Below are 16,122 nucleotides of genomic sequence, written 5' to 3'. Positions count from 1 at the left end.
TGCTAACATTACTATTACTTCACAATTAATGTCCCTTCTTTTTCACCCATCAGAACACGAAGTAGTGCACCTGGTTTATTCATATTAAATACACAAATAGGTAACACATGATCGCGTGCTAAAGCAAAAGCTGCTACATCCATGACTTGAAATCCATTCTGTAATACTTCAGAATAAGTTAATTTTTCGTATAAAACTGCTTCTGGGTGATGCATTGGATCGGAAGAATAAACACCATCCACTTTAGTGGCTTTGAGCATTATATCCACTTGCATCTCAATACCACGTAAACAGGCAGCCAAGTCAGTAGTAAAGAATGGATTAGCAATGCCAGCAGAAAAAATCACTACATAATTATTGTGTAATAAACTAATGGCTTCATTCCAATTATACATATCGCACATACCATTTAAAGGGATGGCAGACATTAGTCTGGAATGGACATGCACACGATGCAAAGCATCACGCATTGCCAAACCATTCATCACTGTCGCTAACATCCCCATATGATCAGCAACAACACGATTCATACCGGACTTCTCCAAACTAGCTCCGCGGAATAAATTACCTCCTCCGATAACTATACCTATCTGAATCCCTAATTCTACCAAATCTTTAATTTCTTTGGCTGTGCGGTTCAATACAGCAGAATCAATACCAAAATTTTCAGAACCTTGCAGCACTTCCCCGCTTAATTTTAGCAATATACGCTGATATATAGGTGTTATATTAGTCGCCATAGCGATTTCCTAGATGATATCCGTAACCATGGATACTATATTTAATACTAGTCTTATCTTCCAGAACTCACAAAATACTTCTTACTATACTTATTTTTATACAGGTTTTGATATAGAGCACGCTTTTGCGTTATAATGAATAAATATCTAAGCGGGAAGCCTCATCATATCTATTTATTGAAAATTCCTAGTAAGTGCTTCCCCTAAACTCTAAGGGATATCATTAGGCCCCTCTAATACCCTCACCTACTTCAAATCGTATAAAATTGGTAACGGAAAGATTTCTCTCATTTAAAAATGTCCCTACAGTTTTTTCTGGAGCTAAAATAAATGGCTGACCCACCAATGAGATCTCTTTCATAAATTTCTGCATGCGACCTTGAACGATTCTATCCGCAATCTCTTTTGCTTTTCCAGACTGCATAGCCATCTCTAATTGTAATTGATATTCTCTTTCGATCACTATAGACGATATATCTTCTGGATAAATAAATTCAGGTTTACTCGCTGCGATATGCATAGCGATCTGCTTCATATATTCTATATCAAAAGTATTCATAGAAACCAAAACCCCAATACGCTCACCATGAACATACTGCCCTACATACGCACCATCCAAAAAACCTATGCGTCGAATATTAATATTTTCACCAAGATAAGTTATCAGCTCCATACGTTCTTCTTGAAACTGTGCCGCCAAAACTCCAACATCATTGGATTTATTTAAAAAAGCAAAATCTAATATTTTATCTGCAAATAATTGAAAACTCGCGTTTTTAGCCACAAAATCTGTCTGACAATTCACTTCTATGATGACGCCGTAATTATCTTGCACTTTACTTCTAATCATGCCCTCTGTTGTTATATGACTTGCTTTTTTTGCTGCCTTAATCATACCAGATTTACGCAGATTTTTAATAGCTAAATCAATGTCGCCATTAGCTTCAGATAGTGCCAACTTGCAATCCATAATACCTAAGCCTGTGCGTTCGCGTAAGTCTTTTACTAGCGCAGCAGTAATATTAGACATTCTCTTTCTTCTCCTCGATCAACAAATGTATACACATATCAAAAAACATATACATAGGTTTACTAAAATACATTATTAAAACATTTTTTGAAAAGCCATCTTTCAGTATCAAAACACCATTATCATTGAGATAATGCTAATTAATTAGTGTATAGAAGAATCTGCATACCCCTCCCACATTATGTCGTATTCATCAACTATTTTTATAGTATTCATGATTCCTTAACGTATACATGGTTATCGACTCAATTATAACCCATTTCTAATGATATATTAAATTTCTCAATTAATAGATGCACTAGATTTATCCGATGTATGCACTAAAGTGTGAGAGAGACCTGTACGAATAGTATCTTCTACTGCTGCAAGATATAAGTTTACTGCACGAATGGCATCATCATTACCCGGGATAATAAAATCTACCCCATCTGGGTTAGAATTAGTATCTACAATAGCGAATACTGGGATACCTAAATTATTTGCTTCTTTTATAGCGATATTTTCATGATGAGCATCAACCACAAACAGTGCATCTGGTAGGCCACCCATGTCTTTAATACCACCTAAGCTGTTTTCAAGCTTAGATAATTGTCCTGCACGGATAAGTACTTCCTTCTTAGTAAGTTTGTCAAAAGTACCATCCTGAGATTGTACTTCCAGATCTTTTAGGCGTTTAATCGATTGACGAACAGTTTTCCAATTAGTCAGCATACCACCTAACCAACGATGATTAACAAAAAACTGATCACAACTTATAGCGTACTTTTTGACAGCTATGTGTGCAGAACGCTTAGTACCCACAAATAAAATCTTACCTTTACGAGAAGAAATTTTTTTAATCTCTGCTAAAGCCTCATTAAACATTGGTACAGTTTTCTCAAGATTAATAATATGAACCTTGTTGCGAGAACCAAAAATAAACGGCTTCATTTTTGGGTTCCAATAACGAGTCTGATGACCAAAGTGCACGCCAGCTTGGAGCATATCATGCATTGAAATCGTAACCATCATTACCTCTATGATATAATATTTTAGAGTGCAGCCTGCATGTCTCCTATACGCAAGACATTATTAGTGCTGCAAAATGAAAAATAAACACTTTAAAAATTCCAGTGTAACCTGATCATGCATGTAACTAGAAATAGCATTATTTCCTTTGATCGATCATATCTTGATATATTTGAGTGTTTCCATGTCTAGCCCTATCCATCTTCCATAGAAACTCATTATTAACACAAACCCAATAGAATGTGATTCTATATCAATATTTTTGTAGATAAAAAAGAAAAAATGATGATCTCTGTATCATCTCCTTTTACATCAGTCTACACGGACATTACCGCAAAATAATCGAAGACAAATAACTTCTATCAATGGTCACGCACGTATTTTATAAAATATAAATCCTCTCCTTAAATATAATATATATTAAAATACGTGTACGTTGGTACTGCGTCAATCTTGTTATCAATTTTCTTCTAACATCTCTATATGCCTTCCTAGAGCCTTCCTACAAAAAACAAAACACAACTTAACTTATTGCTACTTAAGATTCACTAATGTGTAAAGAACTTGATAGGGTATACTAGTAATAAAAAATCCTACAAAAACAATAAAATTCTAAAGTGCTATACACTTAATGAAACTGGTGTGCAATTAATGAAATTAATGACTAAGACAAACAAGCTGCGTGCAGTAGTCTATAATGACTTACATTGATATTAAAGTGATACGACAGGAACAGTGTTATATCTAAAAAAAATAAAAAGCATCCTCTCAGTATTTAAAATTCTACTATATTTTTTCCTTTCAGGTAAAATAAAATGAAAAACATAGATGGAGTTATGAATATACGCCATAAAATAAATGCAGCTCCGATCCCCAGTAGTTTTTATATATCATCATGTATTATTTTATAATAAACGTAGAAGTCATATGTAAAATGACATGAGATATTAGAAACTCACTAATAATGATGAGAATGCATGAGAAATATAAGTATGTATATTTATGAAAACAGTATAATATATCATATCAAATCTCATTCAATTGATATATTAAAATCATTCTATGTTATCATAATAAATAGATACAATATAAAAAGTGCATAATATGCATGAAATAGTTACCTTCATGCTCAGTCATATTCTTACATCTCGTAAAAATCTACATTCTAATTATGATATAACCACTTTCTTATCTGAAAGTAAGACATTTATATACCATTACTAGCATAGGCAAACAGTAACAGTATAAAAATATAAAATTCTTTAGATAAAATATAGTTTTTTACTTGACTCTCCACCATTTGGTACAGCGATAATAATTATTCTAATTATGCTACTACCGCTTGTAGCGCTTACACTAAAATTCACGGATAAATATATGGCAATTATAATTAAAACCCCTAAACAAATTAATAAAATGAGAATAGCTGGTCGCTTAGCAGCAGAGGTTCTTGAAATGATTCAAGCATATATTATTCCTAATATTAGCACAGCTACACTAGATCGCCTATGCCATCAGTATATTACTACAAAGCAAAACGCATTATCTGCCTGTCTAAATTACCATGGGTTCCCAAAATCTGTATGCATCTCCATAAATGACGTGGTGTGCCACGGTATTCCAAGTGAGGACGTGATCCTCAAAGAAGGTGACATTGTGAATGTTGACGTAACTGTTGTAAAAGACCAATATCATGGAGATACCTCTGCCATGTTTATGGTAGGACAACCGACTACCCACGGTCAATATCTATGTCAGATCACACAGGAAAGTCTCTACCTCGCCATACATATGGTTAAACCAGGAATCCGTCTGCGTACTCTAGGCATCGTAATTCAACGTTTTATTGAAAAACAAAATTATTCAGTAGTGCGCGAATACTGCGGACATGGTATTGGAAAGCAATTCCATGAAGAACCTCAAGTCCTGCATTATGATGCAGACGATGGTGGTGTAGTGTTGCAGCCAGGTATGGCTTTTACTATTGAACCTATGATTAATGCCGGTGACTCTAAAGTGTATTGCATGTCAGATGGGTGGACGGTGAAAACTCAAGACTCTAGCTTATCAGCACAGTACGAGCATACTGTAGTCGTAACGCAGAATGGGTGTGAAATCTTAACATTACGTCAAGACGATACTATTCCTAGGATAATAGTACATAAACACTAATAGGACAGAAATTTTACATCTTGTATCATATAACATCCAAAAAACTTTTAAGAGATATCTAAGACTTTATATCACATACAGAATTCATTACGATGCATAATAAAATATTATAATATTTAATTTTATTAAAAATATCATTTTACTAAAAAGAGTTTGAATTCCAAGCATTAAATATCCTATCTAAAGTCTAGGAAAGGTGGATCATCGGCAATTAGCAGCACGTTATACCGGTTAAGTATACTATCAGCGTTTAAAATACCATACACAGTTGACTTCTTTGTGTACCTCAGAATAAGCCAGCTATGTTTATGTGCACAAACAATATTTAAATATATTTATCAAGCTCTGATATATAATAAAATTAATAATGGGTGTTATCCGATATCTATAATATCATAAAAAGTGTAATCTAGAATCAACCTCAAGACCAGTACTAGAACTTTTACCGATTTGTGGTAAATTAACTTGCATTTTTATATATCAGGAATTCTAATATTTCCCTCTATAGATGCCATACAAGACATATGTTACCTCAACATAACGTACTATACTCATCATCTTACTCACTATTAGTCAAGTGCCTTTATGTGATCAAACTAAATATTTTTGCCATTACCACCTTTGGCAAAATAACTAACATTACCGGGTTCGTTTCTAAAGACCCCCACAAAACTTCAATGAAATAAGTGATAGATGTTATCCCATTTATGCTATTATCTATTACGTGAGTAATACATAAGAAAATCTCAGATTTTACGCCATCTCTCTTAAAAGTTGCTCTGCTTCAAGGCGATATAGTCACACTATAGTGCAATGATGAAACGCGCTGCTGTCTGTAAGTTTGACTCTATCTTGGTTATGTAATAAATGCAATATACATATCCGTCGAAATAGAAGAATTATTCTAATTAATGCTACCTACGAAATATGTGAGAGGTATACAAATAAGCACATACTCCACCCCTCATTTCATAATATTCACATGTCTAATAAAACACTCACATCAACAACTTATTGCATAATAAACCAAACAAAAAATTATATAGGCATGTGATTTTATTGTGTATCCATGTGTTATAGCTATGGCTATTATGTAGCACCTGACTGTCCACTTACTTATCAAGTGATCAGGTACACTTTAACCATCATAACAACTAACAAGAATTACATTTTCAAAAAAATCAACCGATGTCATGATCTATACTTCGTACAATAAAACCTAAGAACCCTTACAAAGTATACTGGAGAGCATTTAAGTTATAAAGAGATTTGCCGGATAAAAAATCCTTATCACGCTCACCTGAGAAAAATACACCTCTTATAATACGCTATATTACTTTCGTGAAGCTATGCTATTTTCATGTTATTATGACTATTGTGACTTATCACAATGTTGCGACATTGACTATAAAGAAAGAGTCCTGTACAAATTATAGTATGTTTACATAAAATACATATAGTGGATAATTACTTCACTCTGTATTATATTACAGTTGATCAAAAATAAAGGATAGAGAAACACTTACTTCGTTCTCTTATGATATGTTATTTTTCTATCTGCGTTCAAACACCCGAACGATCACCACTAATGTATATATTATTTTTTCATTTTTATAGAAAGTGATAAGGGCTCAATGACGTTCACGCCATGTATATTTTCTTTACTTTTATCACATGTTACCGAACAGACTTATATATTTTATTGACTTGAATTCAGATTGGCGGTTCATATGATTTTCATATATATAGTCATATTAACACATCATTGTGTCTAGACTCCTTGCTGTAACAAAAATATTTCTTCCGTTTTTAATAAGAAATACCAGTAAACTCTCAATCTTCATTTTTAATTTTTACAAATTATATTTATATTGTATTGTCATATTATTTACTTATTTATAATAATATTATAATCTATTATTATAATTTAATTACATTAATAATCTGATACAGATATCATGATATGATTCATTATTATGATAACCTTTTATATTTACTATTGTGTATAGTAAACAAAGGTATCATTGTATGCTATAATTATTAATAGATAGATTTATATATTGAATATATTCATATTATATAATTATGAAGATATCAACACACCTATAGCATATACTACATGTACACACCGCTTCATATCAAATGTTTAATCTTGATTAAATTCTCACACCTTTACTTACAATATGACTTTATTTTCATTCAAATCACTTTATAACACTTAGTGAGAATAAACTCTGCCTTTATTCTTTATAATATCATATATAAGCTTATCCATACTCAAATATTTCATTTAAAATATTTAGCATCACACATTCAACATTAATAATTATTGGAAATATCAGTAATGTTTAATAACATACAGAAAATATACATGAATTAATGAATTCTAATCCAAGAATAAAAGATGATTACTACAGAGATGATTTTAGAAGTGATATATTCTGACTCGAAAAATTATAGACTATGTTTTATATAATATATATCAATAATGAAAAAAATTCTCATTTACTATACATATATTGTATACTTTTAAAAAAAATACAATATCAGGAAAGACTACGATCCTTACATTTGATACTGTCAAAAAAATAGGAGCTCTCATGCTTTTTTATAATACCAATCCTGCCATCTTTGTAGATAGAGATGGCACTATTAATCTCGATCATGGCTACGTTTTTCAAATAGACCATTTTCAATTTATTGACGGTATTATCAATGCAATGCAGGAATTAATACTTATGGGTTTTTCTCTCGTGATCGTCACAAATCAATCAGGTATTGCACGTGGTGTATTTACCATAACGCAATTTATTATATTAACTACATGGATGAAAAAAAGTCTATTAGAACATGATGTTCACATAGATGGTGTATATTTTTGTCCTCACCATCCTATGGCAGCGATAAAAGAATGGAGACAATTATGTAGTTGTCGTAAACCGAAACCAGGGATGCTGCTAACCGCAAAAAAAGAATTGCATATTGACATGTCAGCTTCTTATATGATAGGCGATAAAATAGAAGATATGCAAGCAGCGCAAGCAGCTGGAGTAGGAAAAAATATATTAGTGCGTAGTGGTAAGGTGATCCCAGAAGAACATATCCACAGCGCTGATTATATACTAAATAGTTTCAAAGACCTACCTCAGTACATTAAAGAATCTGCAGGATCTATACGTTAGTTTGATATAAAACTACACGATTGAGGTATTTATTTTATTCTTATTTCTAAAATGGTGTGAATTATTGGGGTCACAATACAAAATATGATTCTCTAAAAGAGAACAAATGATACAAGATCTCAGAAAAACGTGTAATATCTACAAATAAATTGAATAACATCTACAAATAGATTATATTCTGACAAAAGAATAACCAAAGTCATTATTTTCCTACATAACACATATCATATGTTCTAACATTACAAACTAAATCATGCAACAGAAATTGACTTAAATACTTGGGATATGTTATACGTGTTCATGAACTCTTTATGATTCTCATCATATGGTATTATCATCAATACCGCTATCGCTTTTGACAACTCAAAATTATCACGCATAATAATAGGCATTATTCCACATCATTAAATGGAAGAACAGGTACAGAATAACTTAATATAAAAATATACAATATTCATGAACGTGAGCTTACCAAGCTATATTATTTTTATTTGGATGAGGTTAATATAGTTATAGTACACCCCTCTTTTTGTGGTACGCGTAAATATTTTGACTAAAAGTAGAAAGAGTTTTACTCACTACCAAATGAAGGCAACCATCTGATACGCATATCTGAAATCATGCATACCCGAAATATAGTAATATATATAAATCACCCACTTGATCTTGCATCAGATAAGGGTTGTCTTAAAAATAAAATTTACCATAAGCACCACATAAAAAAGCACTACATAAAATGAAAACTCTAGGATTAATTGGATGGCGGGGAATGGTCGGCTCTGTGCTGATGCAGCGTATGCGCGAAGAAGGTGATTTTAATGTAGTCAATCCAGTATTTTTTTCTACCTCGCAGCACGGACACGCCGCGCCTTTATTAAGTGGAAAATCATGTGGAGTCTTACAAAATGCCCACGACATTGATGCTCTAAAAGCACTTGATATTATTCTTACATGCCAAGGTAGAAGCTATACGGAAAAAATATACAATCAGCTTCGGAAGACAGGGTGGTCTGGTTATTGGATTGATGCATCTTCCACGCTTCGTATGACAGAAGATGCTGTGATTATTCTCGACCCTGTTAATTATCAGGTGATTGATGATGCATTAAGTGTTGGAATAAAAACTTTTGTTGGCAGTAACTGTACTGTGAGCTTAATGTTGATGTCTCTAGGTGGGCTTTTTGCCAATAATTTAGTTGAATGGATATCTGTTGCCACATATCAAGCCGCGTCTGGTGGGGGCGCACATCATGTGCGTGAATTGCTCACTCAGATGGGGGCAATACATCATTGTATCGCTCAGGATCTAAGTGATCCCTCCGCTACGATTCTAGATATGGAACGCAAGATTACTAAAATAAATAATCAAGGGATACAGATAGGGAGTAGTACCGTCCCCCTAGTAGGGAATATCATCCCCTGGATTGATAAAAAATATAAAAATGGACAAACTTTTGAAGAATGGAAAGGGCAAGCGGAAACTAATAAAATTCTGCAAACTTCTCACATTATTCCAATAGACGGTATATGTGTACGTATTGGAGCATTACGCTGTCATAGCCAAGTATTTACTATAAAATTAAGAAAAGATATCCCATTGTGGGAAATTAAACAACAAATCGCAGCACATAACTCGTGGGTTAAAATAGTACCAAATGATCTAGATCATATTTTACGTGAACTAACACCATCAGTAGTATCTGGTACACTATGTATCCCTATTGGTCGATTACGCAAGTTGAGTATAGGGGCAGAATACATCTCCGCCTTTACTGTTGGTGATCAATTACTATGGGGAGCTGCTGAACCACTGCGACGCATGCTTCGTTTATTGGTAGATTAATATATTGTTACAACTGTGTCCTTCTCATTACGCGTCTGTAAGAATACATAACGTGATACTAATAAAAAAATTCTCAATCTCTCAGAGATATGATTGCAAAATATTTTACAATCAATATCTGGTATTACAGGGGATCAAAAACTACAGACACAGTTTGAAATCAGAACCCAATGCATAATGTCATTATATACAAGGACGATATTTATATTATACTACGCAAATGGATATAATATAGAAAATATGACGATCAAATACTTGCACACCATATAACTTCTATATTGATAATAGACAATTCTTTATATGTGCTTATTTTAGTAAAAATAAAATAATTGAATAGCGCACACTCATTGTATCTTCAGAAAAATAAAAACTACAGATCTTGTTATAAGATAAAATCACCATTTTAATACATAAAGTTCTAAATTAAATAAAGCTATAAATATTTATAGATGTTTATGTGTGATGCACACCATGACCTCTTATTCGCTCTCTGCATAAACATAACACATAATCTAATACGAAGATATATTGAGAGGATATCACAATTATTATTTAAAATGAGATTCATCACTATTATGTATGAGAGCAAACTATCTAATGCACGTACTACAAGTAAAAAATTAGAAAACATGAAAATAACATTTACAACTTTTACATAGTAGAACATCGCTAATAAATCAAATTTTGTATAAAAATATCATATCATAAATAGAATACCTTTAGTGCATACACTGATATTGATTACTATTACCGATATAGCATTAACTTATAGTTTTTAGTACCATTGCTTACTTATCAATATAAGTTTTGGCAGACATCAGATACACTAATGCAGTCATTAAACCTATGATCAATACAGTCATACCTATGAATTTCTATATCTACATTTGTAACATTACACGGTATTATTCTTTAATCATTCATGCTTATTATATAGGATCATTATGATTGATATCCACTTACTACGTAGTATTCCTGAAATAATCTCTACAAAACTAGCAAGAAGGGGATATCACTTAGATATCACTACTCTACATGCGTACGAAGAAAAGCGTAAAATACTACAAATAGAAACGGAAAGTATTCAAGCCCAGCGTAAAATAAAATCTAAGTTTATCGGACAAGCAAAACAAAGAGGAGAAACGACAGAGCTCTTATGTCAAGAGGTAAAAATACTATCCAAGCAACTTGATGTAGTGAAAAAAGAGCTATCAGTAGTATTGACTAATATCCATACAATCTTAGTTACAATCCCAAATATTCCAGATGATATAATTCCCATAGGGAAAGATTCCAGTGATAATCAAGAACTTTACCGATGGGGTCAACCAAAAAAATTTGATTTTCCGGTGAAAGATCATGTTGTATTAGGTCAACAAATGGAAGGTTTAGACTTCGATACTGCTGTAAAAATAACAGGTTCGCGTTTTGTGGTTATGAGGGGACATATAGCACTTATGTATCGTGCATTAGGTCAATTTATGCTCAATTTACATACTGAACAACATGGGTATCAGGAAACTTACGTACCATATTTAGTTAACAACACGAGCCTATATGGTACCGGACATCTTCCAAAATTTAGTCAAGATCTATGCTACCTCAATCCATCAGACGCCATAAACTCTAATATAAATTACGCACTCATACCGACGGCTGAAGTATCTCTTACCAATATAATCCGAAATAAAATTATAGAAGAAGATTCCCTACCATTAAAAATGGTAGCAAAAACACCTTGTTTTCGTTCTGAAGCTGGTAGTTATGGTCGCGATACACGAGGTCTCATTCGTATGCATCAATTTGATAAAGTAGAAATGGTACAGATCACTCGCCAAAAAGACTCAATGAATGCACTGGAGGAATTAGTTGGACATGCTGAGAAAGTGCTACAACTTCTCCAACTACCGTATCGGCATGTACTACTATGTACGGGCGATCTTAGTTTTAGCGCACAGAAAACCTATGACCTAGAAGTATGGTTACCTGCTCAAAACACATATCGTGAGATCTCTTCTTGTTCAAATATGGGGGATTTTCAATCTCGTCGTATGCAAGCTCGTTGGCGTGTAAATGGTCAAAAAAAGACTCACTTTGTACATACTATAAATGGCTCTGGTTTGGCTATAGGACGCACTTTAGTCGCAATACTAGAAAATTACCAAGAGAAAGATGGTCGAGTGAGAGTACCAGAGATCCTACGACCGTATATGAATAATATAGATTATATAGGACAAATTTAGTTAATAGTTATATGAGTATCACCAATCATAACAAAACAGCAAACATTAATCCCATCACTGACATGTCACTGATGTGGAAATGAATGCAGTATATTTTTAATCACAGCCTGCCTTTCTATTTTATTGCACCATATCTCCCTATTAAGTGGGAATTGTAGCTCATTATGTATGTTGATAGTATCTTTAAATAATTAAGTATGTTGCATATAATAAAGATTTATACAAAACATAAAATTTTATTAGTTACAATTCTGTCACTCATATCTTTGACTGGATGCATGCTTATGAATCACACCAGTATTCTGTATAGAAAATTAGAAAGATAAATATGATTGTATTGGTGCGATATAACTTTACTATATACTTATAGTCACTGCGGTAAAAACTATTTTTTTAAAATCCTGATTGAGCATAATACCTTTAACTTAACGATTCATTGTAGTGATATGATCCAATCATCAAGCATAAAACAGAAATGACTATTGAGACCACTATAATTCTCCACATTTTTTACAAAACGATACTCTTTGTCACCGGGAATATCCAAGCTATTGATGACCTTCTGAATGTATACTAAAATGATCAAAACCTTTGAGAATGATCTGAACCGGCTGTTTATTTTGAAAAAATGTCAATCCATTCCTCTGTGACGAAATTTTCCCAATACAAGTATATAATATTCCGTGATCTCTGAATGCTATATCTAAAGCACTACGATTTTCTTCTGGAATAGTAAAACATAACTCATAATCTTCTCCACTACTTAGCGCCCAGCTTAAAACTTTCTGTTCTGGAAAATTTTTCCTCATCACCAATGAAAGTGGTAATACATCAAGATTCAGTATTGCTCCACAAGCACTAGCTTTCAAGATGTGTCCAAGATCCGCAATTAAGCCATCTGATAAATCAATAGCAGCACTAGCTAAATCACGTAACACCTGACCTTGTAAAACGCGAGGTATAGGGCGTAAGTGGCGCTGAATCAGCTTGTCTCGAGCAACCTTATCGTGAATATTTACTTTATTCTGTAATAATTCAAAACCAGCAATGCTATCACCTAAAGTGCCTGTCACATAAATTGCATCGCCAATACATGCACCACTTCGCTTTAAAGCTCGCCCCCGTGGTACGGTGCCGTAAATACCTAACGTTACACTTAAAGGACCACGTGTAATATCCCCGCCAATAAGTTGCATCTGATAATGAGCTAAAAGATCAAATAAGGTGTCACTAAAAGATTGTAACCAATCATCATTAACCTTAGGCAATGTAAGTGCCAGGGTTAACCATGTAGGCTTCGCCCCCGTCGCCGCTAAATCACTAAGATTTACCGCCAAAGCTTTATACGCAAGATCCGATGGATCGATGCTCTGTAAAAAATGCACGCCTTCCACTAAGGTATCAGTACTAATAGCTAGAGTGTGTTTTTCTGGTACATGCACTAGTGCACAGTCATCCCCTATACCTTCTTCTACATCATGTCTAGAGCATATGTCACGATCAAAATAACGCGCGATCAGTTCAAATTCACCACATGCCATAATTGGATTCCAAAATAAAAAAACAATACTGATTCAGACGACCCACAAAGATCATTTACGATTAGGTCGAATCTCTAAAGCCACTTTATCTAATACACCATTAATAAATTTATGACTATCCTCAGCACCAAACACTTTAGCTAACTCAATCCCCTCATTGATTGCTACCTTATATGGAACGTCCCAGCGTTTATTTAATTCAAATAATGCAATACGCAGAATAGCCTTTTCCACTTGCCCAAGATCGTTAATGTGACGAGAGATATACGGTTGCATCAGCTTATCCAGATAGGCACCATCAGTCACAATTCCGCTAATAATCTCCCGAAAATAACTAATGTCCATATTGTCAATGTCTTGCTCTGCCAAAAATTGATGTTCAATATCTATGATATCATTTTTAGACATTTGCCAAGCATATAAAGCTTGTACAGCGCATTCTCTGGCACGACGACGAAAAGCAGGGTTCACCGATAGTCCTCTTTCTATGATACTGTGATATTTTTTAAAATATTAATCATTTCTAAAGCAGTTAAGGCCGCTTCAGCCCCTTTGTTCCCTTTTTTAGTTCCCGCTCGCTCAATCGCTTGTTCAATATTCTGTGTTGTCAAGATACCAAATGATACTGGAATATCAGTATGTGTCATAATATTCATTAAACCAGAACTAGTAGCGCTGGCTACAAATTCAAAATGGGGAGTATCGCCTTGAATTACCGTTCCAAGCGCTATAATAGCATCATATTTTTTTGTTTTAGCTAAAACCTTAACGATTAAAGGTAGCTCATAAGCACCGGGAACCCACACTACTGTAATATGTTCATCCTGGATATGACCCATACGCTTTAGTGTGTCTATTGCACCACTTAATAAACACTTATTAATAAAATGATTAAAACGTGCAACCACTAAGGCAATATGCGCATCTGGGGCTACAATAGTAGCTTCAATTAAATTCATAGTTTTCTTCTAGGACTGTGTAAGATACTAATAGCGAATAGGGTCTCAGATTCACTATCGACCTATTTCGTATTAAATATGTATAATGATCTATGGTTCTAAAGTCACTCTGATATCTGGACCCAATGAAATCATATCTGTAAAAGTTAAGATGGGCACATCACTTAATTTTTCTAAACCCCTTAAGTGACATAATCCAAGACCAGTATTACCTATCAATTTAGGTGCAATATATACGATTAATTCATCAACCAAATTCGCTTGTAATAATGCGCCAGAAAACTCTGCACCCGCCTCTACTAATACGCTATTAATTTCTTGTTCCGCAAGGTACTCTAACATAGATCTTAAATGAGGGCGCCCATTATCATAGGGCAATAATAATTGCTTGACAGTATCGGGCCAAACATTCATATCACCCACATCGCGAATCAACCACGTTTCTCCAGGTTGTTGGATTAATTTATGTGCTGTAGTGATACGATGATGAGTATCTATAATGATTCTTATAGGTTGTCGTAAATTACTTTTTGGGTATACGTCTCGAATAGAGCGATCTAATTCTTCATAACGTACAGTTAATTTTGGATTATCTGCTAATATAGTAGCACTAGTACTTAGAATAGCTGAACTTTGTGCCCGCAGTCTTTGTACGTCTTGTCTGGATTCTAAAGAAGTAATCCATTGACTATCCCCATTAAACATAGCTATACGACCATCTAATGAACAACCTAATTTCAATTGTACCCAAGGTACACCACTACGCATACGTTTAAGAAATCCACGATTAAGTTTTTCTGATTCAGACATCATTAATCCATAACTAACTGTAATCCCTGCTTTCTGCAAACGACAGATACTGTGCCCCGCTACTTTTGGATTTGGGTCCTTCATTGATATGAAAACATGACTAACTCCGGCCGCAATCAGTGCATCACAGCATGGCGGGGTACGTCCATAATAACTGCATGGCTCTAGCGTTAAGTAAACCGTAGCACCGCGCGATTTCTCTCCAGCTATTCTTAATGCATGCACTTCTGCATGGGGTTCGCCGGCTCGTAAGTGATAACCTTCACCAACAATATGATCATTACGCACTAGTATACATCCAACATTAGGATTAGGCATAGCGGTAAATCGTCCACGATATGCTAATTCTAGTGCACGAGCCATATAAGATTTATCACTCATCCTTCTACACCATAGATAAAAATTATTATGTAATAACATTCACGATTAAATTAACAAATAGACGTGGGCGTAAAAATTACATATACGAAAATCACTGCGAATTGCTATTAGTCTCTGAATTTAAGATTATCATACATACCATGAGGCATAAAAATTTTTAAAAAACGTGATGAATTCTTAACTCTCTCTACACGCATATGGTGTTAAATATAA

At 33.8% G+C, this 16,122-nt stretch carries 11 protein-coding genes; 4 read left to right on the top strand and 7 right to left on the bottom strand.

Features of this window, described 5'->3' with window-relative positions; translation table 11 throughout:
- Positions 1–14: 14 nt before the first annotated feature.
- The 3 genes from pyrH to rpsB form a co-directional block, all read right to left on the bottom strand.
- On the bottom strand, positions 15–740 hold the full coding sequence (pyrH, locus tag ERCILAFE3058_RS00970) for a UMP kinase (RefSeq protein WP_157989621.1): 726 nt from the start codon (positions 738–740) through the stop codon (positions 15–17).
- Positions 741–963: 223 nt separating this feature from the next.
- On the bottom strand, positions 964–1,770 hold the full coding sequence (tsf, locus tag ERCILAFE3058_RS00965; RefSeq protein WP_157989620.1) for a translation elongation factor Ts: 807 nt from the start codon (positions 1,768–1,770) through the stop codon (positions 964–966).
- A 282-nt stretch (positions 1,771–2,052) separates the two neighbouring features.
- Positions 2,053–2,778: a 30S ribosomal protein S2 gene (rpsB, locus tag ERCILAFE3058_RS00960; protein WP_157990053.1), complete on the bottom strand. Its 726-nt coding sequence runs from the start codon at positions 2,776–2,778 to the stop codon at positions 2,053–2,055.
- Between the two features lie 1,377 nt (positions 2,779–4,155).
- On the opposite strand from rpsB, the gene map reads away from it, so the two are divergent.
- From map to serS, 4 genes are all read left to right on the top strand, one after another.
- On the top strand, positions 4,156–4,950 hold the full coding sequence (map, locus tag ERCILAFE3058_RS00955; RefSeq protein ID WP_157989619.1) for a type I methionyl aminopeptidase: 795 nt from the start codon (positions 4,156–4,158) through the stop codon (positions 4,948–4,950).
- 2,600 nt (positions 4,951–7,550) lie between these two features.
- Entirely contained in the window at positions 7,551–8,132 is a 582-nt protein-coding gene (gmhB, locus tag ERCILAFE3058_RS00950; RefSeq protein WP_157989618.1) for a D-glycero-beta-D-manno-heptose 1,7-bisphosphate 7-phosphatase, read from the top strand.
- A gap of 736 nt (positions 8,133–8,868) precedes the next feature.
- Complete coding sequence (gene asd, locus ERCILAFE3058_RS00945) at positions 8,869–9,975, top strand: aspartate-semialdehyde dehydrogenase (RefSeq protein WP_157989617.1); 1,107 nt, start codon at positions 8,869–8,871, stop codon at positions 9,973–9,975.
- A gap of 944 nt (positions 9,976–10,919) precedes the next feature.
- Complete coding sequence (gene serS / locus ERCILAFE3058_RS00940) at positions 10,920–12,218, top strand: serine--tRNA ligase (protein ID WP_157989616.1); 1,299 nt, start codon at positions 10,920–10,922, stop codon at positions 12,216–12,218.
- Between the two features lie 548 nt (positions 12,219–12,766).
- Here the strand turns inward: serS and thiL are convergent.
- The 4 genes from thiL to ribD all read right to left on the bottom strand — a co-directional run bounded on the left by thiL (position 12,767) and on the right by ribD (position 15,909).
- Positions 12,767–13,759, bottom strand: a complete 993-nt coding sequence (thiL, locus tag ERCILAFE3058_RS00935; protein ID WP_157989615.1) for a thiamine-phosphate kinase — start codon at positions 13,757–13,759, stop codon at positions 12,767–12,769.
- Positions 13,760–13,810: 51 nt separating this feature from the next.
- Entirely contained in the window at positions 13,811–14,230 is a 420-nt protein-coding gene (gene nusB, locus ERCILAFE3058_RS00930) for a transcription antitermination factor NusB (RefSeq protein WP_157989614.1), read from the bottom strand.
- Positions 14,231–14,244: 14 nt separating this feature from the next.
- Positions 14,245–14,718 carry a 6,7-dimethyl-8-ribityllumazine synthase gene (ribH, locus tag ERCILAFE3058_RS00925; protein ID WP_157989613.1) on the bottom strand — a complete coding sequence of 158 codons (474 nt, stop codon included), beginning with the start codon at positions 14,716–14,718 and terminating at the stop codon, positions 14,245–14,247.
- Positions 14,719–14,808: 90 nt separating this feature from the next.
- On the bottom strand, positions 14,809–15,909 hold the full coding sequence (ribD, locus tag ERCILAFE3058_RS00920; protein ID WP_157989612.1) for a bifunctional diaminohydroxyphosphoribosylaminopyrimidine deaminase/5-amino-6-(5-phosphoribosylamino)uracil reductase RibD: 1,101 nt from the start codon (positions 15,907–15,909) through the stop codon (positions 14,809–14,811).
- Positions 15,910–16,122 lie beyond the last annotated feature (213 nt).

Origin of the sequence: Candidatus Erwinia haradaeae (assembly GCF_900698955.1) — a bacterium.
Lineage (GTDB): Bacteria > Pseudomonadota > Gammaproteobacteria > Enterobacterales > Enterobacteriaceae > Erwinia_E > Erwinia_E haradaeae_G.
This window is presented reverse-complemented; position numbering and strand designations above follow the sequence as displayed.